Genomic DNA, 21,563 nt, shown 5'->3' with positions numbered 1-21,563 from the left:
GAACTCCCGGAGCTGGCTCGCGAGACGAGGTGTTGGATGCCATGGGTAAGCAAAGGCTCGTAGGGGCATGGGTTGCAGTCTCCCTAGCCCTATCTTCGCTAGCTTCTTGCGACGATGGACAGCCTTCACCTGAATCAGTTGCAACACCGGCTCCACAAGAAACAACTGTGCATCAGGATGCACCGCCCGTTACACCCGATGCGTCAGTGGGCGGGGCACAGGCTGGGCCTGTACAGCAGCCTGCTGATCCTCCCCAAGTTGAGACGGCGCCGAGTCCGGAGGACATGCCGGATCCGGACTCAGTCAGTGGAGGCGGGCCCCTTAGTAGCGATGAAGAGGCTGTGGCACGGATCAACCAACAGTTTCCGGACATACCTCAGTTGTATCAACTCACCGGCGTCAAAGCACTTGACTACGCCAATCAAATTACAGCTGTAGTTCCCGCACTGGCTCCGACCTTTCAAGGGGTCCTTACTGTTGCTAATTGCGGCACTGACTATGGCGTGATCGGCGCTAAAGCCTTTGTGGACCGAAATTACGAAGCCGCTGGCCTGATGGTTGTCTTATCACGCAATCAGCTTCAGCAGCTTCCTCGCATCGCTGTCAGCTGCTTCATGGACAGGGTCACCGGCAGCGGTGCGACCGGTGGGGGCCCGGCCGAGGACGCTTTCAGTCCCTGCATCAGCCAGTACTACTATGACCGGGATATGAACGGAGTCGTGGACAGATACTTTGTGATTGTTGGAGCAACGCACCAAAGCTACTGTAACTATCTTCAAAGCGCCCACAGTAGCTTCAACCCGAAGGGCTTCGTCGCCTGAGGCACACGGAGGGTTGCAAGACGGGAAGCCGGGAAATCGCTCAGGAGGGCCCACCTGCCATCCTCTAAATATCCGTAAAGGGAAGCGAACGGGCGTCGCCATACTAATCGCCTTTGTCGCGTGGAAATCCCCCTGTGCTTTAACCGGGAGTTCTGGCAACGCCGTCTAATTCGGATGAAGTCGTGGCAGACGCCGAGCGGTCAATAATTGAGACGGGACTGTGAAATTTTTGCTTCAACTTCGTTGGTGACTGAACAGGCTACAGGCTGGTGTTGTTTCTCATTGCTACCAATGTGAAGGACCGTGACACGGTCACCGCGGCGGCAGCGATGACTGGGTCATCCGAGATAACATACTCGCGCGCTGCGGCTGCATGCTTGACCGCCGCATTCATGATCTTCTCAGTCGACAGAGTCGACGGCAGCCCGACTCTTCCGGAGTCATCCCGCGCCCAGAGGAGACGGTCAAGTGCTGCTTCGAGGGGATGAGTTTCATGGGCTGCGGCAAGTGCCTCCCAAGCGGTGATTTCAGCTAACGGGTGAAGTTCCGCGGAACCACGCGCGTCCGACAGCAACCGGATCAACGGCATCGGTCGCGGCAGCTTTTTCACGGCCTGCTCCAACTGGGTGAATGCTTGCTTAGCCTTAAGCTGGGGGTACCGTCCTACGTACTGCCGGGCAAGTGCCCTACGGAGGTTCTGCACGCCGGACACTTCTTCCAACCACCGGTTAAGCCGGACTGCCCCCCCGGAGTGCGCGCGTCCAAACCGGATGCCGTAGTCGTCAATCAGGTCGACCAGGCGCTCAAAGCGGTAAGAGTCGATTGGCACCTGCCCGGTGACCAGGTCAATGTCAGCGGTGGCGGACAGTGCGTTCAACGCCGCGGCATCGTCCTCGCGGACTCTGCCAGTAGCTGCTGACTCAGCGAGTTTTCCGGCGACCGCGACGACAGATGCAAGTTCCCCGGACCGTTGTTGCGCCAGTAGCCGTGCACGGGCGGCCGCAGCTTCAATCGGGTCGCGTTCCCCCCAGGCCCCGTCTCCGAACCCGTCCGCATAGGAGAGTACTCCAATGGAGTCACTTGATGAGGCACCACTAGATGCCACCCGGAATTCGCGGAGGAACTCGACGTCTGATTGGAACTGCTGGTCTCGAAACACGTAGATGACAGCGTCCGCCTGACGTGGCCCGTCCAACCCGAAGATTGCTGACCGGGTGCGAGCTTCGTTCTCGGCCGTCGTCGTCGCCAATCCCGGAGTGTCGATGAGCGTGTAGTCTCGCAACGTGTCTTGGTGCAGGTGAACTACCAGATGGGAAATCTTGTCGACGGCCACCGGCAGCGGGTCAGGCAGCATACCGTCGATGGTGTTCACAACTACCGACTCGCCGTCTGCCAAAATGATCTCCGCACGGTCCGGTGGGTCGAAGATGTAGTGAGTGACCAGGTTTGTGCATTCCGCTTCGTCTGTCGCAGCGACTCTCGCTCCGACCAATGCGTTCACCAAAGTCGACTTCCCGGCCTTCACGCGCCCGACCACAGCCAGCCGGAGCGGGCGACCGATACGGGCGCGAATATCCGCTGTCACCTGTGCGGCTGATTCACCGCCGAGCTCGTCAAACTGATCGCAAAGGCGGAGGATTGCTGCTTCAAGACTGGATGTCATGCCTATCATCTGTCGACGTTGTCGTTGACGCTCGGCAAGGCCGTCTCCGCGTTGTTCTGTAGCTCACGTTTCAGCCGAATCGCGGAAATCGTATATCCGACGCCTATGCCGAGAATGGTTGCGGGCGACATCCACCGGTGCAGGAAGGTGTAGGTATGGCCCAGGAAGTCGAGGCTGGGTGTCCAAGAGTATTCATTCCATAGATATAATGTTATCCAAAGTACTGTCATGGACAAGATGTGAATTACGCCGGACGCGATCAACCACAAAGCCGGAGTTCGGAGGCTCCGCACGAACGGGCCAATGCTTTGCCGCGCCGTGATCAGCAGCCACACACCAGAAACGACCAGACCGCCCCCGAACATGAAGAAGAAGAAATCGTCCCGAATGTCGGTGTTGTATACCAACGAGGCCATCACGAGGGAAATGACCATCAATCCTGCGTATATAAACTCCAACACCCGACCTTTCTTTAAGGGGCGGGTGAAGTGATGAGCGAATATAGCACCCATCGCGCCAGCTTGGAACAGAAAAGCGATAAAGCGTCCGTTTATTGCGTTGATTCTGGCTGCCTCATCTGCGTTAACCGCCAGGACTAGAAGGGAGATGAATCCCAGGCATCCGCTGACACAAAGGAAAACGGCGCCAGTAAACGCCCAATACACCGAGGCGAGCTTTGAGATGCTTTTCAGACGCGAGGTGGCCGGGGCGGTTGTAGGTGTAGGGCGGGGAGATCCGCCTATTTTATCTGTCATCTGGTCCGGGTGTGAGGCGGCCGGGGCGGGTGTAGGACTGGGAGATCCGTCTGTTTTATCTGTCGACTGGTCCGGGTGCGAGGCGGCCGGAGCCGGTGTGGGTTTGGGAGGTCGGTCTGTTTTGTCTGTCGGCTGGTCCCGGGACGTTGGCGGCACCGGTGTTGTTGGAATATGATCCGGTTTAGTGTGTTTGGCTGGGTCAGCAGCGATTGTCTCAACTGCGGACAGTGCACCGTCGACCACGACCGTTTTTGGGTCTCCAAGACGGGTGGGGGTGATCCCCGTCGTTTGGGCCAACGACCGGGCGACAAGTGGGGTCAACGATGACCCGCCGGTGAGGTAGAACTTGGCGACTTTGGAGTCGTCATTGCGGTTCAGCAATGTTCTCGTCAGTGTGACCGCACGGTCAATATGGGGGCGAATCAACGCCTCGTACTCCTCATTAGTGGGTCGGAACGTATCGTCATAGTCTGCAATCATCACAGGGATTTCCGTTGCTGGGCGGGCTGAAAGGTCCTCCTTGGCGCGGCGGACATACTCGCGCAATGTTGCTTCTTCCCTGCGTCCGTTGGAGTTTCGCAGGTGGGCGACAGCCTCGGGGTTCCTGGCCTTAATTTGGGCTAGCGTCCAATCCCACAACGCCTCATCGAGGTTGTTTCCACCGAGGTTCTCGATCGCTTCGATGTCCTTCACCTCGAACTCGCCCTCCTCGGTGTGCTCCACCAACGCTAAATCGAGGGTTCCGCCGCCAAAGTCGAATACCAGGACCTGCCCGCCGATCGGAATAGGCTGTCCGGCTGACTGATGGCGGAAATGGTGTGCTGCGGCGATAGGTTCCTCTAGGAGGACGATGGTACGTCGGTCGAACCCCGCGCTTTCAGCGGCGCGGCGTAGCTGTTGTGTCTTTACTCCGCCCCATGCGGACGGATGGGTAAGGACGACTTTGGCCGGGTTCACCCCAGCTTTCCGGTCTAAAGCGATCCGTCGGACCTCCCGGAAGATTTCTGCGACGAATTCTTCGGCATGGATGAGCCGGCCGTCGTACGTTTGCGGGGGCATTCCGATCAAGTTTTTTGGGTATTCCTCGTAGGTATCTGGGTGGAGGGCTCGGAGCCGCTCCGCCATTTCCCCGACACGCGGTCCGTCTCTGGTGTCAAGGATCACTCCAGAGGGCATCGTTCGCGATCGGCTCGACAGTTCCAAGACGTCGTTTCTTCCGTCGCTGCGGATAGCGGCCGCGGTGTTCGACGTCCCAAAGTCAATCGCCAATATCCAGGCGTCTCCGTAGTCGGTCATGGGGGTGCTCCTACATAGGCATAAAAACTATCCAAATCTTTTCTGGTTAGCGCATCGAAGCTCGTTCCCTTGAGACGGCAAGAGATTCCTCGGTTGCGTCGATTTCCCACGGGGAAAGGACTGAGCGACCATTCGATAGTCGGCGTTGACGCAGGCGGGGAAAGAGGGCGAGGAAAACAGCCATACTGTCGGGTTCATCTTGCGCCTCCTACTCGTGTGGAATAGCAGTTCGGACTCGCACGCTTACCTCGGCGGGTCGGATCATCGTGGTCCCGACTCGCCAACCGGGTCGGATGACGTCGACGATTGTGTTGTGCCCGTCACTGTTTCCGGGGACGGTGGAGACGGCAGTGTGCACATTTGGGTCGAAAGGAGAACCTGGCTCGGGTGAGTCTTTTTCCGCCCCCGCTGTCCTAAGGATTCTATTGACTTGGGATGACATGGCTGGAGATGCGGTTATGTCATCGAGCGCGATCAATTCATCGATCACCTGCCGGGCCGGTTGCTGCTCGCGCTGTGACACCTGTGTGACCGCTGTGGCGGGAGTTGATGGCACCGAGTTGCGCCATTTTTCCACGGACTTTTCAGCGCGGCGAGCTCTTCGGGCTGAAAAAAGCCACCCGATCAGGCAGATGATGGCTAGCGCGACAGCCAATGCCAGTAGCGCCCACAGTTCCCACGGGATCAGCACTTGCTGGGTTGGACAAATAGGCGGAGTGCCCGGGGTGCAGCGAACCTGCGTTGAAGTCACAGCGGTCATTTCTTCGACGCCCTCTTTACGACGGCGGCTCCAGCGGCGGTAACACCCATGACGACTGGCAGCAACAGCCAGCTGGGGTTGCTGGCCAAATTCGACGCAATGGGGAAATTGTCCGATGCAACGTCCTGCGTGTGGGTGGTCGGGGCAGAGGCCCCGGCATCAACAATTGTGTCGGTGGTGACTTCTGGATTCGTCGTGACTTCTTCAGTTTCAGCGGTACCGCCGGCTGCTTGGAATTCCTCGACGCCCATCGTCACGGTCACCATCTCGTTGCCGGAGTCCGCCCAAGCGTCTAGGAACACGTTCATGGGTGCTGACAGCATGTTCCCATCCGCGGTGCCGGTGTCAGACAGGATGACGGTGTTGTTTGCGGTGTCGATACCGGTGACGATCACTTCGTGATCAGGTTCGGCATCGTTGTCCGGGCCCACGTCGTCACCCCAGTACTCGCCGGAGTCGATGCCGATTAGGATCGGCTGGTCGTTCTCGAGGGCCGCTGCTAGGTCGTCTATGCTGTTGTCGTAGCTTGTTTCCGTCGGGATTCCTGCCGCGGTTAGAACATCCACCATGCCCTGCGTGGTCATACCGGGAACCCCGTTTGCCACAGTCCATCCGCCGACCTTATTCGTCAAGTCGACGAACGCAGTCTCGGTGAGGTCCTCTCCGGTGTACAACTCGTAGATCTGTAGCATCGCGGCAGGGACGCAGTACCCGTTATAGCCCTGCTCAAACCACAACGTGGAGAACTCCCACGGGTCGCCGATAATCTGGCCGTTGTCCACCGGCGGTCCCTCGGGATTGGCTGTCGAAGTTTCGGCGTCGACACCGACGAGCGCCCATAGTTCTGGGTACTGCTCGGCAAGTAGCTCACCGGTTACTATCACAGTGCTATCCTCGGTGCTGTCAAAGTTCGCGTCGTGGGAAAGCGTGTAATTGTTTCCGTCACGGATTACGCTGAGATCGACCATCCCGTCACCGTTTGTGTCGACTTGGAAAACGATTAGGTTGCCGTCTCCATCTGTGTCGATGAGTGCAACCTCGCCCCAGCCCTCGAGCCATCCGGCGGTGCCGTCAACGGCACCGTCACCGGTCGCGTCAATTTCTTGCCACTGGGTCGCGGTCGGGGTCGGGTCCTCGGCCGAGTTGTCAATGTCGGTCATGATTGAGCCTCTCGCGATCGTGTGTCGTGAGTTAGAGGCGCGGCAACCCCATTTGGTTCCCGGTGGCGGTTAACCGGGCGAGTTCTCGGTCCACTGCTTTCAGAAGCCCGTCGAGCACACGTCGCTCGTTCGTTAAGTCTGCTTTTGCTTTCCGGCGTTTTTCATCGGATTGTTGCTTCGCGGCACGGGTATCAGCAATTAGCTTGTTCAGCCGTTCCACCTCTTCGTCGATCGCATCCTTAAACTCGAGCACTGCACCGTCCCGGACAGCAGAGACCGACCGAGTGAGGCTGTGGCGGAAGCGCTCCTTCAGTTCGGCGGAGGCACGGGGCAGACCGTTCAATAGTGCCTGTCGCTTCTGCATCCGGCCAGCGAACATCAGCCCGACACCGATCCCGGCCAGCGAGATAACGTTACTAAGCCCTCCGCCGAGCGCTTTGTCCACGAAACCGGACATTGGGGCCGATGCTGCCCGACCAAGGTTAGACCCCATAATAATGAATCCAATGCTGCGCAGGTCTGTGCCGGAAGCTCCGCGGATGTTCGACGGCGACGGGACTACCGTCTCCGGTCCGCTTATCAGCGAGACCGGCAGGTCCAGGTCCGCGGACTCAAACATCGACTTGATGATGAAGTTAACTCGTTCCTCTATGGTTTGTTGTATTTCGCTGCTCAACGTGTCGAGCTCCGCGACGATCGACGACTGCACGTTCGCGAACTCTGCTTTCGACATCCCGGTAATCTTCTTTCCCAGCATTGTGCGCCATCGGTCGTCAAACATCCGAAGTCGCTCGCTCACTTCGCCTTCTACTTCAAGCTGTAAATGGGTAAGTTGCTGGGAGATGTGATGCTGGTAGCGGTTCATCATTTTGCTGAGTTTGACCACCCGGGACCGGTGCCGGTCCAAATCATCGATAACTTCGTCGGTACCGCTGGCTGCTTGTTCTGTCTGCTGCAAACAGACAATCATCCGGTTCAGAACCTGCATCGCCCGGGTCAGCGCAGTCGCCAGCGCGTACCGGTCAACCCCTTCAAGGATGTTGGTGATCGCGGTTTTGAGCTCCGGAAACCTGCTTTGCTCTGTCCACCGGTTATCTCCGGTGGCCATCCCTCTCAACGCGAATAGGGCGCTGACTCCGACGAATTCCACGTGGGGGAACTTGGCGTCGGGGTTCGCGGCGAGATGTGAGGCGATCGCGGCCCGGTTATCTTCGAGCACCTTTTCCCAACCTGACCGGTTCCGGTCGATTTTATTCACCACAACAATGACGGCGCGGGTGAACTTCGTGCATGACTCTAGGAACTGAATGGCGGGGGCGCTGATCCGGCCGCTGGCGTCGGTGACAGCGAGAAGGATCGCGGCGCGCTCTGCGGTGGCGACGGCGCGGCGGGCATGGATCTCGCTGAGCCCGCCGGCGCCTGGGGTGTCGACCACGATCACGTCCGGAAGGCCCGGGGAGTGGTGACCAGCGGAGACACCCAGAAGCAGCGCGGCGGCATCAGTACCGGTGTACGCCCCGTTGGCGGTCACCCAGTCCGACAGCTCCTCCCGGCTGATCGTTTGTCCGCCGTCGGGAAACTCCAGCTGGATCGTGCCCTCCGGCAGCGTCTCCGTCGGCGGGCAGAATGACAGCGATACCGTAGTGGTCTCGTCCTCGCCCATCGGCGCAAAGGTGGGGTCGGCGATAAGGGCGTTTACTACACTGCTTTTCCCGCGAGAGACCTCCCCAACCACGGCGACGGTCGCAGCCCGGGAGGTGAGCCAGTTTCGGTACTCGGCGATCGCTTCGGCATCCATGATTTTGCCTCGGTCGTGGAGCGCCGTTAACGCCTGGTTAAGTGCCGTTTCGGCGGTATTAAGCGCGTCAGTAGCCGTCATCCTGACCATTCCAATTCACTGACCGGTCCAAGTCCTGCCCGCCGTAGAAGCCAGCAGGGCCGGCATCGTCGAGGTCAAAAGTCTGCGATGCATCGGCTCCGCTGTCATTAGTCGTTTCAGCTTTGTCGTCCGGGTATAGGGACTCATCCACGTGTGCCAAACTGAAAGCGGCAATCAGAGAGGATTCCCAAACCTCGTCCGGCATGGCGAGCGGGGCGCCCAAGATAAAACGATCGTCACGATCGTCGTCGATATTGGCACTAGTCGTTGGCGGCTCAAGCATTGGGCGCTCTCCTTATTCCTCGCTACCCGGCGTGTGCGCTATAGTCTGCCGTAAAACCGGCCAGAGAAGTTCTACGCTCCACAGCTTTTGCCGAAGCGAGGGGTGCCTTCGATGATCGACGATGCATCCGAAAAGTCTGCGATTGATCGCGCTCGTGCCGGGGATGCCCAGGCGTTTGATGAACTGCTTCGCCCGCACCGAGACAAGCTCTGGGCTGTGTGCCTGAGAGTAACTGGGAATCACGCCGACGCTGAGGACGCTGTGCAGGAGTGCATGATCGCCATCTGGCGTGGTTTGCCAAGCTTCAGGGGCGAGTCGAAGTTCTTCACGTGGATCTACAGAATCGCCGCGAACGCTGCGCTCGACATCGTTCGGCGGCGCAGGGAAGTCCCTGTGGAAGAAATTTTTGAAGTTCCTATCAACTCCGGCTTTGAGGATGCTATCGCCCTGCGCGATGAGATTCAGGCTGCTCTCCAGACCGTTCCAGAAGACTTCCGTGTCGCACTCGTCCTCCGCGAATACGGCGGTTTGACCTACGAGGAGATTGGCGAGCATCAAGGCATCCCGATGCAGACAGTAAAGTCCCGGCTGAGTCGTGCCCGGTCCGCGGTACGGGCCGCCCTAACCACCGATTGACGATTGCCGGAACGTTTTCCTTCCATGGATAACTTTATGCGGAAACAAGGAGATTATCATTTCCCCCCAACCAAGACCCCCCCCTTGGAAAAGGCATAAAAAGTACGGCGGAAGGCTCCAAGCTTCGGATGCTAAGGATAGTCGTGAGGATCAGGCGCAACCCAAGCGTCGGTGCCCCCGTCTAAGGTAGGTCCAACGGGGGAGCCGGTATCTATGTCTACTCTATAACCCCCTCCCTGCTCGGGCGTAAGAGTTATTCCCCCTCCGCCGCTGCCCTCATAGTAGACGCTTGGGTCCGGGACACCATCCTCATTGGAATCAGTGATGGTCGTCTCGGCGTAGCCGTCCAGGTCAGTGTCCACGTCGAGGGAATCGGCTACTCCATTCTGGTTGCGATCGTAGGCGACTGTTTCCGAGTATCCATCTGCATTATTGTCCACCTGGTAAGTGTCAATATAGCCGTCATAGTTGGTATCTATCGCAGTCATGTCGGCATAACCGTCTTCGTTGAGGTCAGCTGCGGCAACATCTGCCACTCCATCCCCGTTTTCATCAGCGAACGAGAGATTGTCAATCGTCATGTCCGACTCCTTCTAGGGGAAGCCTAGCTCCCTGTTTTGCATGTACGACTGGTTAGAGTTCCAGGAACTGCAAAAAGTTCCCGCATGCCCCATCATTGGTCAAGAGCATCATCTGGCGGTACCGGCGCGGGATCGACTAGCGCGATTTACCGCCTGCGTTTGGCCCGTGGCAGACGGTGTGGAAACGGCGCAGGCGGTTCAGCAGCCACGGCAACTGTGACCGCTTCCATGCTCTCCTGATGTGGCAGAAGCGGACGCGGGCGCCGGAGCCGGAGGAACAGTGCTGGTGGATTCGACGACCAACCATGCGCACCCGCACACGACCAACCTTCCCTGCACCCGGGGGATCCCGGGAATCACTGGAACCTGATGGAGGGACCCGACGATCGCGCGGCCATCCGTTCCACAGAGCGGCGAGCACGAAAAATGCACTATGCCTGCGATAGCAAGGGCAAGTGCCCCGATCACGCCTGCAGGGGAAGTTCACATGCCACAAAATGAGGCATTGAAGTCTACTGCGCCCCGGCCTAAAATATTGTGCACCGGGGAGCACCCGGCATGGCCCGGTCTTTGGGGATTTGAGCCGAGTCTTTGGGGATTTGAGCCGAGTACAGCTGATGACTGGATTTGGGCTGGCTCATACAAAACCCGGATCCATACGCCACGCGCCACTCTGCTGACACAGGGACGGCGTCAAGCGGAGGCTGGCAGTTGGTGCGAATCGTGCACCTGACGAGACGGGCTACCAACTATGTCCTGGGCACTAAGGCGGCGGGCAATAGCTGAACCCGGCAGATCCAAAGGCAGCCAGGCCAAGTGCCCGTGAGCGCCCCGGCTGCATGTCAAATGGGGAGACTCCGATGAACAAGCCACTCATACGGACAGTGATTGTCCTAGCCCTCCTGCTGACCGGATGCGGACAGAAATCGCCGTCATCCCCGCCGGAGCAAACGATCGAAGTTCCTCAGGAACAGCCTCAGTTCGAGCAGGAGCCCGCTGAAATCCCCACTACAGCGCACACCGATGAGACTGGGGCAGAGCCTCCTGAGGAGACACAGGACGCAGCTACCGAAGCACCTGAGGACAGCCAGCAAGGCGATGTGCCCGGTACGCCTGGACCCGATGCCGCCGGGGAGCCCGTTCCTGAAGCAATCGATGAGCCCGCCCAAGAGTATGAAGCAGAGTCTGGCGAGGCTCTGGGGTCGAATGCAGCCATCGGGACCACTATGACTCCGGCCACCATGCACGACTTTCTGACGACCGTCCTTCAAGATGTAGATTTTTACTGGACAGACGTATTCACCACTGCCGGATTGCAGGAGCCGATGGTGACTTACTATTTCCCTGTGCCAGGCGAGTCCGTTAGCAGCAAGTGCGGTGACACCAATGACGACGCAATGCTTTATTGCCCGACCGATGACACCATCGTTTTTTCTCAAGACGTTGCTACCAGGCTTTGGAACGGCCAGGTGAAAGTGAATAACGATCCTGAAACCGGCATCGCCTCGGGTGACTTCTCCGTTGCCTTCCTGCTGGCTCATGAATACGCCCACAACCTGCAGGATGAACTCAGGCTCCTCCCACGGACGAACGAGGAAGTGAAGAACCGTCCGTACCCGGTGTATAAGACGGAACTGCACGCCGACTGCTGGTCAGGTGTGTGGGCCAACTCCGCTTACTACAAGGGTTACCTGGACGCAACAGACATTCAGGAAGCAGTGCAGGCTGGTCGACTCATCGGTGACTACAGCTTCAACGACCCCCAGCATCATGGGACGCCGCAGCAGCGGATTGACGCCTTCATGATGGGGTACAACTCGGGTATTCCCTCGAGTTGCGATCCATGGCTGGTCAACAACTATGGAGTAGCAGCCTCCTAAGCCATGGCCCCTTCAAGAGTGGCCGCAACTGCTTCGCTTGAAGCACTGGCCTGCTTGACCGTGGAAACGCATAAGTACCGACGACGCGGATTGCCTGGCCGGCGTGGATCATTCGTAAATGGATGAGGTGGTGGTCTGGCGCTGGTTTCTCCTCGCCCTCCGGAAAGCGCGACTGGTAGCCGGCATCTTTTACATTGGGCGCTACGTCCTTCGCCAGCGGGACAAGTACTGGAGAGAAGGAGACAAGGACCCTAAGCATCCGGAGCTCTGAACTTTTTTGGAGCGCACCATGTCCTTAATCCGTGTCCGCACGGTTTCCAGTTCGGCGGCCAGTTGGGCGGATGACTCTGCCGGTGGGCGTAGTCGAACAGTCCGATTCCTGCAGAACGGTCTGGTCACGGCCGTCACAAGCTCTCGTCGGGTTGCCTCCAGCTCGACCCTGGCGGCGTCCAACTGCTGCTGGGTCGCCGCCAGTTCGGACTGTGCCCGGTCGCGGAGCGCTGTCACTTCGGCTTCAGCTTGCTGTTTTATGCTGGGTTTACCCCATGGAGGTCCCGAAGCCCGTGCTGGTCGATCAGATCCTGCAGCCGCTGGTTTTCCGCCATCTCTGCCTCGGCGACCTGTCGGGCGTTGAAGAACCCCAGTTTTCGCGTCTTCACCGACTTTTCAGTGGGCTGTTGCACGTGGTGGTTCTGGTCCGGGATCGGCTGCTGCGGTTGTGCAGGCTGGGTTTGGTCGGTCCACTGAATGCCATCCCACCAGCGCACGATCGTCGGGATCTGCTCCAGCCGCCGGCGGCCTCTAGCCCCGATGGTCTACGGGCCACCACTTGTGTCATCATTCGTGCCCCTTAGCACCTCAGATGAGTCTGGTGTTCACGACCTTCCTGCCGCGTCCCTTGTACTAACCACGATGCAGGACCATCTGGGCATTAGATGGCGGGCCGTGGGTGGACGCCTGCCTCTTTCGCCCGAGGCTAGATCAGGCGGTCAAAGTCTTCCAGCCGTTCCCGGAGCAAATCAATACGCACTAGCACTTGTCCGTGTTCTTCGACGAGGGGCCGGAGCTCGCCAGGTGGCGGGCCGTTACGGAGTCGCCGTTCCAGTTCTTTCCGGCGGTCGCTCAGAATGTTGAGCTCGGTTGTAAAGACTGCCCGCGCGGCCTGCACCGTAAGGGCACTGCTTTCACCGGTGAAAGGGTCGACATCATCCACTTCACCACATTCCGCCAGGTACTTTTTCACAAGTCTGTTGTTTCGTGCAGCGGCAAGCGCTGCGAGATGCTGATTATCTAGATTGCCCAGGGGTGCCATGAAGTTCTCGTATGGCGAGAGCGTCTCTTTGGCTTCCGATACGGCTGCTTCCATGTCCTCTTGGGCGGCGATGACTTGCTCGGCTCGCGACGTGTCGCCGTCCGCGGCCGGCACAAGGTTGTAATAGAACTGCGAGCTGTTGAGGATGAGGATGTCCTGGCCTGTTTCAGAGCGGAACTCTTGAAGGAGCTCTGGCCTAGGGGCAACTGACATTTTCTCGATCTTCAGCCACCAATCAGCTTTGTCATCATCCGTGACAAAGATTATGTCTCGCTTCTCAGTGGACGCATGGTTCATAAGTTGCCGCCAAAGAACGTAGTCACCGTACTTTCGATTCCCAGTCTTAGTCCTGGCGTCTTCAAAACCTGGAGGCACTTCATCTGCGAAGCGCTTCTCGCCCTCCTCGAACATAGTGTCAAGCGCTGCTTTGTCTGGTTCGGGCCCGACCCGGCCACTAAACAGTACTGAGATGCGATCCAAGAGCGCGTCAGGCGTGCGGTGGTTGGTTTGTTTTGCGATGGTGTCACGTTCAGCGACAAGTTCGTCCATGAGTACGTTTAAGCTTTCCACTGCCTTTTCTTGGGTTGGAGATGCTCGTAGACGCGAGTTCTTGGCTGTGGATCGAAGGTCGCCTAGGAGGCCATCAATCTTGGTGATGCGGTGCTGATGTGCTGTGGTCTGCCTAGACCTCTCCTTGTGCACGTTCCGGTGAAACTCCATTGCGACCTGGTAAGGAAGCCACATCTGGGTTTTCCGCTGCTCCATAGCATTCAGGTAGAGCGTGGAGGTCGTGGGCTGCACGTTGTAGAGGGACAGCAGTACGTTGGCGTCCAAGGAGATCAGCCCCTCCCGCCAAATCCTCACTTCCTCGTCTTTGGTGGGCTGGTAGTAACCTCGGAACAGGTCGCGCAATGTGTACCTCCGTCGTGCAGCGTCTCGTCCCATTCAATCAGACGGTATATAGCGCTGCTCGCATCCTCCTCTGGGCCGCGCTCTCGCATTAGTAGAAAACCCCTGGTCAATGTCGAGCGCCCGTGCATGGATGCCGTCCGTGCCTCCCCAGTGACCAAGCGGCAGTGCCTGAGAATTCAATTGAGCGAGTCAGAGCGAGCGTAAGTGCTGGACCTTGCATCAGCATTATTGCGGCTTCCAGTCTCGGCGGTGTGGCCGACGCTCCAATTCAAGTAACCAAACTCGAGACAGACTTCCTCCATGCCCACCACCTATGCCCATCGTAAGACGCATTTATGCAACCGTGGCTTTTTGGGGAATCCCTTGCGTGAGAAAGTCAGAAGGAGAGGCGAAGTGCCGCTCCGATTGGGAAGAATGCGTCCTATGAGCAATTGACTGCTGTATCCGGGGTTTCATTGGTTCGACCCTGGGCAGACCTAGACTGATTTCCAGACGTATATACAGAATTCCAAGGAGATACGGATTGAGTGCAAATTTTCCTAAGCGCCCGCGTGCCGCCAAGGCCCCGACAAACCCGGAGGAGCTTTTTCGGATCGCTTCCAAAGACATCAACAAGGGCGCCGGTACTATAGGCGCACCAAGCGGATCAGTTGCGTAGTTATTCTGAGCATCACCGTGATGCGCCCGACGTCGCACTGGATCACAAACTGTATATGCCTGCCCAACAGTTCAACTCGCCGAGCAGGTCCACAAGTCAGGGGCAGCAGACGGGGCCAGGATTTCCAGCGTCGGGGTCCGGGTCCTCTTGGCGTGGGGCCGGGGCGTTACTCATCGGCTCGGCAGTGCCTCTGTAGAGTGCGCAAAATGGGTCGGGGGTTCATACCCGGGACCCCGGAGAATTGCGCCGGGCAGAGGCCCTCTCGCCGGAGAGGGGGATCTCCAGCGAGAAGGCCTCGCTGATACCTCTAGTGGGGCCGATTCCCTAGTGGGGCCGATTCCCGACCCTGAACAACCCTAGGTGCTGTAGCTACTGAGCCACGAGGCGGCGGTTGCTGCGTCGAAGATTCCACCGTCACTCACGCCGATACCGTTATCTGCGAGAAACGCTGCGACCTGTGCCCCGTCCATACTGATCATCCCGCTCGCCTCCAAGAGCCTGTTGCCGTCGCGGCTAATCGTCCCCGTGGTGAAAAACAGATAGAAAACTGGATCGCAAACCTTCAAGTCGAGACCTTGCAGCGCGATTCCGCCGTCGGCGAATGCCTTAGCCCGTGCGAGCTCGACTGAGCCTACAAGTTCGCGAAGATCGGGAGTCGAGACTTGGGTCTTCTGAAAGTGCTTGGCCTGCCCGACCATCCAAACATCGAGCATCGAATCGACACTGGGCAGGATGCTCTCGTTGCCGAGCCGATCGCGCAGTGAAAGTTGACCGAAGAAGTCGATCCCTTGGTCATTGCTCTGGGCCGTTAGCTTCGGAGATGCGCAGCCGAGCTGGTGCAAAATTCCTCTGCAACACGCCTCGAACTCCTGCCACGTGAGATTCCGGAGAAACTCCTGGTAGGCGTCGTAGTGCAACCGCCTCTTTTTTGCTCGCTGGATTACTTCGTCATCACCAGCTTCAATGAATGAGCTGCCTTGGATCAGACCGAGGGCCTGTTCATTCAAGGCAAATCGACAGGGTACGGCCCTGCTGTCAGCTTGGTCGCGCTCCTCTGCCAAGAGAGCTAGGGACGGGGTCTCATGTTTCTCGGCAAACTCGGCGGCCTCAGCCTCAGGGGTCTGAAAGTTAGCGATAGCAACTTCATAAAGCACTTCGTTCAAGCGTCGCGGGGGCGCATCCAACGGCCAGCACTGAACTATGTATTGGACGACTTTGGAGCGGAGCCTTTTGGTCATTGGGAACTTGCAGCACTGGCCGCCCGAGTGTCGAGAATTGTCTCGGCAATCTTCTTGAGTTCTTCTAGAAGGGCCGTTTCGCGGTCGTCCAGATTCTTGATTTGCAGTATGCCAACGTGCTCCAGCGACCTTGTGGTGGCTTTCACCTTGGCGACCCAGTCCCGCGATGCCTGGTCTGCTTTTACGAGAGCTACGGCATCGCTAAAAGATTTCTCCAGGTCCGTGAGCGACTCGTAGGCCTCCTCGTTGTCCAACAGACTCTTCATCTCACGAACTTGAGAATACGATGTGATCTTCGGAGGGCGTACTCTCTGGGTTTCGTCCTCGTGGGGCGAGATCAGCGAATAGAAGATATTGCGATGCTCTTCGTTCTTGATGCGATTCTCGTTGTCATCCCATTCCAGCCAGTTCCTGACGCGGGGGACAGAGAGGGCCTCATGAAATAGGGGATAAATCTCAGGGGTGACATAGTCGCTGTATTCTTCGTTTTGGCGCATCTCTTCGACAGCTTGAAATGCTCGGAACCGGCGGTTAACCTCAACGGCGCTGAGGCCAAGTTTCGATGCCACCTCAGGCGTCGAAAGATCGTGCTCGCTTCTGAGCTCGAAGACGAGCTTGGCGCTTTGGTAACCGCCCCACTCTTTGATTCCACCTACATGCCTGACGCCCATGATGGTGAGGTATGCGCTGGGATCGTCGGTATCGAGGAGAATGACCGGAATATTCTTCAGCGACTCTAGGACCTCTTCGGGAATGTCGACCCCGGTCTCCGCCTCCTTCTGAATCTCCCGCAGGGTGGCAACCCGACGGTTACCCTCTAGGACAACGAAGTACTCGGAATCCTCGGGATTGTGGTCGAACGCTTTCACCACGATCCGCTCGACGGGCAGATAGCCATTGGACAGGATCGACTTCTTGAGCTCAGCTAGGCCATCAGCTACCAGACGTTCGCTGATTTTGCGCTGAACAGAGTCCTCGGCGAACTTCTTCTCAGAAATAGACGGGCGGTCCGTCTCGCCTGTGAATCGGTAGTTGTTGGGGTCCAGCAGCAACTGATCGAGCGGGACGTTCCGCGGCTCATACGTTTCCAATGCATTGCACCTTTATTCGAACTATGGGGACGCTTCCCCCCAAGCATATTGTGGTGCGGAAGTGATCGGGGCCGAGACGGCGCCGCATAGTTGGGCCCCTTGGCCGAGGTGCGGTGAAACGCGGCGATGAAAAACCTAGAAGGCGCCGTGAGTCGCGATTGAAAATGGCCGTGGTAGACGAGGTAAGGACTTTCGGGGCATTAGACCGGGGCGTTATGAGTACCACCCGGATACTTGGATTAGGGCGCGGGGAGTCTCCGGGCGTGTAAACGGTGCGGGTAGCTATGGCCACGTAGAGCAGGAGCCCCGGCCCGGCGGCTTGCCGGGGCTCCTTGGCGGCGGATTACATGAAGGTCCGCTTCTTGTAGTTCTTGCGGACGTAGAGTTCGGCATCGGCCCGCTCCTCGGCGCGCTTGGCCTCGCGCGCCGCGGCGACCTCGGCGACCTCGGCGCGCGTGGCAATGATCGGCCGTGCGCCGTTGCGGATCGCGTCGAGCATGGCGTCGAGGGTGTCCTCACGGGGCGCTTTGCTCGGGTCGCTCCAGTAGCGCGCGAACCGCGTGGAGCGCCGGACGGGTAGGCGTATTGGACGCCGGGGAGCAACGCGATAGCTTGCTGGGCCTTGTTGATCTTGTCTCGGTGGATAGGCGCCGAGGCCAACAAGGCGGCCTCCTCGTGCTTGCCTGCCCTCACCAACTCGTCGACGCTGTAACCGCCAGGGACGCGCTCGGCGACCTTGGTGAGCTCCTCGGCGGCAGGGCCGTGGAGCTTGTCCCGAATACCCTCGACGAGCAGAGAGATGCAGCCGGAAGCGGTGCGGTGGATCTCATGCGTCAGCTCAAAGACGGCACCGTCGAGGATTTCGCGGTGAGTGTCCAGCGCGGCGATTTGCGCCGAAGTCGACTTGGCGAGCTTGCCAGCCTTGGCGGCGGCGACGGCGTCGCGCATGACGTCGGCGGCGGCAGGCAGGGCGCCGTGCTCAGCCCTTAGGCGGTGGAGCTGGGCGAGCATTTCGGCGAGTTCGACAGGCAACTCGACGCCTTGAGCGGCGAGACGGCGGATATGGCCGCGGCCGGAGCGGATCGGGGTATCAATGTAACGGGCCATGGCGGGCGACCTTTCGGTGGCGGTTTAGAGGGATTTGAAAATCGAGGTCGTGATTCCGACGCGCTGGGCGAGCTCGGCGGTGATGGCCGCTTTTTCGCGCTCGACGTCGTCGCGCCATTCGGCCAGATCGAACGTGACTAGCGAGGCGACGCGATCGGCGCGACGGACGAGGTCGCCGAACTGTGACTTGTCGATGTGGCGGCCCTCGATCTCGGCGACCAACCGGGCGCCGAGCGGCCCGACGTCGTTAGATGGGGTCCTCATTTGTTCCTTTTCAGGGCGGGGCTTGCCCTCGATCGTCAGCCCGAGGGCAGAGAGGAGTTGGTCGGCATGGCGGCGCCAGACTCGACCGACAGCGGGCATCGGGGCGTACTCGTCGGCGAGATTCAGCGCGTAGGCAGCCTCGCGGAGCGTAGGGAGGTCGTCCGGCGAGATATGCCGTGCGCCCTCCTTGAGGAGGCGGTCGCCGGGGCGGATCAAAGGTCCCGCGTTGTTGCGCGGATCTTGGCGTCAAGCCCGGTCAGTTCGGCACGCTCGCGCTTGGCGCGGTTGGCATAGTGAGCGGGAAATGCAGCTGTTCCGGTGCGGCTGACCACCCCGCCCCCGTCTATACGGGGGCGGGGTGCCTCTTTAAGGCTCTTAGGCATGGCGCGGGTTTGCCTCGCGGCGGCAACTTTTGGCGCGTGCACAGCGCCGTCTAGGCTCTAAACCAGAAATTGCAGTCCCCAGGCAACTGAAAAATCAGGCTGCTTTTCTCTAGAAGGGCATCACGGTGGCCAGGTAACCGTAGTACCGGCCCGGGACCGGTCGCAGGGGGTCACCGACGAACCCGTACTGGGGATTCTCTTGGTTGTACTCCGCGACCGCTGCGCGGAATTGCTCTATCACGGCCGTCCCGTCGCCCTGGCAGACCCCGCTCTCCAGGCACCGGGCCACCGAACCGGCGACGATCGGACTGGAGAAGCTGGTGCCGTGTGCGTTCGCGTACCGGTCGCCCGGGACCGTTGAGGTCATGCACACCCCGGGAGCCGCGACGGTGTGCTCCTGGTCGGCAGGCTGGGTGGCGAAGTTAGAGAAGAGGGCGAACTCGTCGTCGGGGTTGGGAAAAGGTCCTCCTGCGCAGCTCGCTGTCGCCGTACCACCGGGGCGGCCGTCGTAGTCAGCCATGGCGGTGGCTGTGAGCACCTCGTCATACGCGGCCGGAACAGTGTTCGCGATGTCCCCGGTCGCATTACCGGCGGCGACCGTCCAGACGACACCCTCCTCGGCGCCCTGGCAAATCATCTTGTGCAGGGGATCGACACCGTTGCCGCAGGCTCCCTGCTCTTGGCCGGGGCCGCCGAGGCTGATGTTGGCGACCCTGATGTCGTTGCCCGGGTCCTCGTCCGTGTGAGTGGAGACCACCCAGTCGGCGCCGCAGAGAATGGCAGCTTCTGTGATGGTGCCGTCGTCTGCGATAACCCGGACGGACCACAGCGGGGCGCCGCTCGCGGTGCCGATGATCCCTGCGTTGTCGTTCTTCGCCCCAAGAATCCCGGCGACCATGGTTCCGTGCCCGAACCGGTCGACGGGAGCTACCTCGACCGGAGTACCTGACGAGCAGTCCACCCCGCCGCGCACGTTCAGGTCCGGGTGGGTGCTGTCGATGCCGGTGTCGATCACGGCGGAGTTGACCGTAATCTGCCGGCCGTCCTCGGCTGCCTCCTCCGGCGTGCCGCCGACCCGCAGCCACCCCGGAGGCAGGAATTCGGCGCCGCTGGTTCCGTTATTGGCGCCGGCCGCGTTGTCCGGCATCGCGAATTGCCGCTCGGGCGCAATGAATTCAACGGCCGGGTCGGCAGCGAGCTGCTTCGCTTCCGAGACCGTCATAGTGCCGGAGTATCCCTTCAGCGCGTGTTCGTAGGTGTTGGACCGCGTAAACCCGTACTTCTCCCCGTGGGCCGTGGCGGTGGAATCGACATTCCCGATGCTGTCCTTGAGGACGACCGTGTAGCCGTGTTCTTCTCCCGCGGCGGCGGCCCCCGCGGTGGAGGGTCCGGCGGCGGCAGGTCCGGCGGCGGCGGGTCCGGAAGCGGCGACGACGGTTGCTGCGGCCAGCACGAGCGCGCCGAAAACCCCCAGAATTCTTCGCGGAGTGGTTGACCGCGGGCCGTCCTGCCGGCTTTCGGGCTTCTGCCTCTTCCGCAGGCTCTGAACGGATCCGTGACTTTGACTGGGCATTGCAGCCTCCCCCAATAATTGGATTTAGATCAGGCCCCAACCCCATACGCGGCACCTGCATCCCGCACCCTCCAAAGGTTATTGCACGTGCCCGCGCTTGAGCTAGGGGGGTCGGGCACAGTCTTCGCGGGACAGAGGCTTCCCCGCCATGGCGTAGGCTGGGAGGACCATGGCTGAGATCGACTTTCCCGCTGAAATCCGCGCCTTGCGCGCCACGTATGAATCCATAGAAGCCGTCTCCGACGCGGAGGCGATCCGCAAAGATATTGCCCAGCTGAGCGAGCAGGCGGGCGTGCCGGATCTGTGGGACGACCCGGCCGCGGCGCAAAAAATCACCTCCAGGCTCTCGCACCGCCAGAGCGAACTGGAACGGCTGGAGAAACTGGCGGCACGGATCGAGGACCTGGAAGTCCTGGTCGAACTGGGCCAGGAAGACGCCGGCGACGCGGACTCCATGGCCGAGGCCGCCAGCGAACTGTCCTCGCTCAAGAAGGCGCTCTCCGAACTCGAAGTCGTCACGCTGCTCTCCGGTGAGTACGACGAGCGCGAGGCCGTGGTGACCATCCGCTCCGGCGCCGGCGGCGTCGATGCCGCCGACTTCGCCGAGATGCTGATGCGCATGTACCTGCGCTGGGCCGAACGCCATGGCTACCCGACCCAGGTGCTGGACACCTCCTACGCCGAAGAAGCCGGGCTCAAGTCGGCTACGTTCGAGGTCAAGGCACCCTATGCCTTCGGCACCCTCTCCGTGGAGGCCGGCACCCACCGCCTGGTGCGGATCAGCCCCTTCGACAACCAGGGCCGGCGCCAGACCTCCTTCGCCGCCGTCGAGGTCATCCCGCTGATTGAGCAGACCGACTCGATCGACATCCCGGACAACGAGATCAAGGTGGACGTGTTCCGCTCGTCCGGCCCGGGCGGGCAGTCCGTGAACACCACCGACTCCGCCGTGCGCCTGACCCACATCCCCACCGGGATCGTCGTCTCGATGCAGAACGAGAAGTCCCAGATCCAGAACCGTGCGGCCGCGCTGCGCGTGCTGCAGTCCCGGCTCCTGCTGCTGCAGAAGGAGCAGCAGGACGCCGAGAAGAAGGCGCTCGCCGGCGACGTCAAGGCGTCTTGGGGCGACCAGATGCGCTCCTACGTGCTCAATCCGTACCAGATGGTCAAGGACCTGCGCACCGAACACGAGGTCGGAAACACGGGCGCGGTGCTCGACGGCGAAATCGACGACTTCATCGACGCCGGCATCCGCTGGCGCGCCAACAACCGCAACGCGGAAAACTAACCGCGATCTGTCTGTTGCACGAA

The 21,563-nt window shown here is 59.8% G+C and carries 19 protein-coding genes; 5 read left to right on the top strand and 14 right to left on the bottom strand.

The features are described 5' to 3' along the window. Nucleotides 1–341: 341 nt before the first annotated feature. The gene (locus AC5RUP_RS15765; RefSeq protein WP_494153280.1) at nucleotides 342–821 is read left to right on the top strand and encodes a hypothetical protein; all 480 of its coding nucleotides are present in this window, start codon (nucleotides 342–344) and stop codon (nucleotides 819–821) included. 259 nt (nucleotides 822–1,080) lie between these two features. Here AC5RUP_RS15765 and AC5RUP_RS15760 read toward each other — a convergent pair whose 3' ends face one another. The 6 genes from AC5RUP_RS15760 to AC5RUP_RS15735 all read right to left on the bottom strand — a co-directional run bounded on the left by AC5RUP_RS15760 (nucleotide 1,081) and on the right by AC5RUP_RS15735 (nucleotide 8,617). Next, a complete protein-coding gene (locus AC5RUP_RS15760; protein WP_494158737.1) occupies nucleotides 1,081–2,493 on the bottom strand; it encodes a GTPase in 1,413 nt (470 codons plus the stop codon). Beyond that, complete coding sequence (locus AC5RUP_RS15755; RefSeq protein WP_494158736.1) at nucleotides 2,490–4,298, bottom strand: Hsp70 family protein; 1,809 nt, start codon at nucleotides 4,296–4,298, stop codon at nucleotides 2,490–2,492. The genes AC5RUP_RS15760 and AC5RUP_RS15755 overlap by 4 nt, the downstream gene beginning before the upstream one ends. A gap of 445 nt (nucleotides 4,299–4,743) precedes the next feature. After that, nucleotides 4,744–4,977, bottom strand: a complete 234-nt coding sequence (locus AC5RUP_RS15750; RefSeq protein ID WP_494153290.1) for a nucleotide exchange factor GrpE — start codon at nucleotides 4,975–4,977, stop codon at nucleotides 4,744–4,746. A gap of 314 nt (nucleotides 4,978–5,291) precedes the next feature. Further along, complete coding sequence (locus tag AC5RUP_RS15745) at nucleotides 5,292–6,455, bottom strand: C39 family peptidase (RefSeq protein ID WP_494153277.1); 1,164 nt, start codon at nucleotides 6,453–6,455, stop codon at nucleotides 5,292–5,294. A gap of 31 nt (nucleotides 6,456–6,486) precedes the next feature. Next, nucleotides 6,487–8,334: a dynamin family protein gene (locus tag AC5RUP_RS15740; RefSeq protein WP_494153276.1), complete on the bottom strand. Its 1,848-nt coding sequence runs from the start codon at nucleotides 8,332–8,334 to the stop codon at nucleotides 6,487–6,489. Beyond that, nucleotides 8,321–8,617, bottom strand: a complete 297-nt coding sequence (locus tag AC5RUP_RS15735) for a hypothetical protein (RefSeq protein WP_494153275.1) — start codon at nucleotides 8,615–8,617, stop codon at nucleotides 8,321–8,323. Before AC5RUP_RS15735 ends, AC5RUP_RS15740 begins: the two co-directional genes overlap by 14 nt. A 111-nt stretch (nucleotides 8,618–8,728) precedes the next feature. Here AC5RUP_RS15735 and AC5RUP_RS15730 point away from each other — a divergent pair, with 111 nt between their 5' ends. Further along, nucleotides 8,729–9,253: an RNA polymerase sigma factor gene (locus AC5RUP_RS15730; RefSeq protein ID WP_494153274.1), complete on the top strand. Its 525-nt coding sequence runs from the start codon at nucleotides 8,729–8,731 to the stop codon at nucleotides 9,251–9,253. Between the two features lie 131 nt (nucleotides 9,254–9,384). Here the strand turns inward: AC5RUP_RS15730 and AC5RUP_RS15725 are convergent, their stop codons facing one another. Beyond that, on the bottom strand, nucleotides 9,385–9,834 hold the full coding sequence (locus AC5RUP_RS15725) for a hypothetical protein (protein WP_494153273.1): 450 nt from the start codon (nucleotides 9,832–9,834) through the stop codon (nucleotides 9,385–9,387). An 860-nt stretch (nucleotides 9,835–10,694) separates the two neighbouring features. On the opposite strand from AC5RUP_RS15725, the gene AC5RUP_RS15720 reads away from it, so the two are divergent. Then, nucleotides 10,695–11,714, top strand: a complete 1,020-nt coding sequence (locus AC5RUP_RS15720) for a neutral zinc metallopeptidase (RefSeq protein WP_494153272.1) — start codon at nucleotides 10,695–10,697, stop codon at nucleotides 11,712–11,714. Nucleotides 11,715–12,241: 527 nt separating this feature from the next. On the opposite strand, the gene AC5RUP_RS15715 is transcribed toward AC5RUP_RS15720, so the two are convergent. From AC5RUP_RS15715 to AC5RUP_RS15695, 5 genes are all read right to left on the bottom strand, one after another. Beyond that, complete coding sequence (locus AC5RUP_RS15715) at nucleotides 12,242–12,481, bottom strand: DUF2510 domain-containing protein (RefSeq protein WP_494153271.1); 240 nt, start codon at nucleotides 12,479–12,481, stop codon at nucleotides 12,242–12,244. A gap of 209 nt (nucleotides 12,482–12,690) precedes the next feature. After that, the gene (locus AC5RUP_RS15710; protein WP_494153270.1) at nucleotides 12,691–13,938 is read right to left on the bottom strand and encodes a PIN domain-containing protein; all 1,248 of its coding nucleotides are present in this window, start codon (nucleotides 13,936–13,938) and stop codon (nucleotides 12,691–12,693) included. Between the two features lie 1,014 nt (nucleotides 13,939–14,952). Next, entirely contained in the window at nucleotides 14,953–15,750 is a 798-nt protein-coding gene (locus AC5RUP_RS15705) for a restriction endonuclease (RefSeq protein ID WP_494153289.1), read from the bottom strand. An 80-nt stretch (nucleotides 15,751–15,830) separates the two neighbouring features. Next, complete coding sequence (locus AC5RUP_RS15700; protein WP_494153269.1) at nucleotides 15,831–16,925, bottom strand: hypothetical protein; 1,095 nt, start codon at nucleotides 16,923–16,925, stop codon at nucleotides 15,831–15,833. 343 nt (nucleotides 16,926–17,268) lie between these two features. Next, entirely contained in the window at nucleotides 17,269–17,424 is a 156-nt protein-coding gene (locus tag AC5RUP_RS15695) for a hypothetical protein (protein WP_494153268.1), read from the bottom strand. An 86-nt stretch (nucleotides 17,425–17,510) separates the two neighbouring features. On the opposite strand from AC5RUP_RS15695, the gene AC5RUP_RS15690 reads away from it, so the two are divergent. After that, nucleotides 17,511–17,915, top strand: a complete 405-nt coding sequence (locus AC5RUP_RS15690; protein WP_494153267.1) for a hypothetical protein — start codon at nucleotides 17,511–17,513, stop codon at nucleotides 17,913–17,915. 141 nt (nucleotides 17,916–18,056) lie between these two features. Here AC5RUP_RS15690 and AC5RUP_RS15685 read toward each other — a convergent pair whose 3' ends face one another. After that, entirely contained in the window at nucleotides 18,057–18,512 is a 456-nt protein-coding gene (locus AC5RUP_RS15685; RefSeq protein ID WP_494153266.1) for a hypothetical protein, read from the bottom strand. A gap of 276 nt (nucleotides 18,513–18,788) precedes the next feature. Then, complete coding sequence (locus AC5RUP_RS15680; protein ID WP_494153265.1) at nucleotides 18,789–20,132, bottom strand: S8 family peptidase; 1,344 nt, start codon at nucleotides 20,130–20,132, stop codon at nucleotides 18,789–18,791. A 289-nt stretch (nucleotides 20,133–20,421) separates the two neighbouring features. Between AC5RUP_RS15680 and prfB the strand changes: the two genes are divergently transcribed. After that, a complete protein-coding gene (gene prfB, locus AC5RUP_RS15675; RefSeq protein WP_494153264.1) occupies nucleotides 20,422–21,540 on the top strand; it encodes a peptide chain release factor 2 in 1,119 nt (372 codons plus the stop codon). Nucleotides 21,541–21,563 lie beyond the last annotated feature (23 nt).

Source organism: Arthrobacter sp. Y3223151 (assembly GCF_059091125.1).
The sequence above is the reverse complement of the archived record's forward strand: the minus strand, read 5'-3'. Positions and strand labels throughout refer to the sequence as shown.

What these genes read in the sequence shown, in the direction of transcription:
- AC5RUP_RS15760 (WP_494158737.1), bottom strand. Translation starts at nt 2,493, where the DNA reads ATGATAGGCATGACATCCAGTCTTGAAGCAGCAATCCTCCGCCTTTGC.
- AC5RUP_RS15755 (WP_494158736.1), bottom strand. Translation starts at nt 4,298, where the DNA reads ATGCCCCCGCAAACGTACGACGGCCGGCTCATCCATGCCGAAGAATTC.
- AC5RUP_RS15750 (WP_494153290.1), bottom strand. Translation starts at nt 4,977, where the DNA reads ATGTCATCCCAAGTCAATAGAATCCTTAGGACAGCGGGGGCGGAAAAA.
- AC5RUP_RS15745 (WP_494153277.1), bottom strand. Translation starts at nt 6,455, where the DNA reads ATGACCGACATTGACAACTCGGCCGAGGACCCGACCCCGACCGCGACC.
- AC5RUP_RS15740 (WP_494153276.1), bottom strand. Translation starts at nt 8,334, where the DNA reads ATGACGGCTACTGACGCGCTTAATACCGCCGAAACGGCACTTAACCAG.
- AC5RUP_RS15735 (WP_494153275.1), bottom strand. Translation starts at nt 8,617, where the DNA reads ATGCTTGAGCCGCCAACGACTAGTGCCAATATCGACGACGATCGTGAC.
- AC5RUP_RS15730 (WP_494153274.1), top strand. Translation starts at nt 8,729, where the DNA reads ATGATCGACGATGCATCCGAAAAGTCTGCGATTGATCGCGCTCGTGCC.
- AC5RUP_RS15725 (WP_494153273.1), bottom strand. Translation starts at nt 9,834, where the DNA reads ATGACGATTGACAATCTCTCGTTCGCTGATGAAAACGGGGATGGAGTG.
- AC5RUP_RS15720 (WP_494153272.1), top strand. Translation starts at nt 10,695, where the DNA reads ATGAACAAGCCACTCATACGGACAGTGATTGTCCTAGCCCTCCTGCTG.
- AC5RUP_RS15695 (WP_494153268.1), bottom strand. Translation starts at nt 17,424, where the DNA reads ATGCTCGACGCGATCCGCAACGGCGCACGGCCGATCATTGCCACGCGC.
- prfB (WP_494153264.1), top strand. Translation starts at nt 20,422, where the DNA reads ATGGCTGAGATCGACTTTCCCGCTGAAATCCGCGCCTTGCGCGCCACG.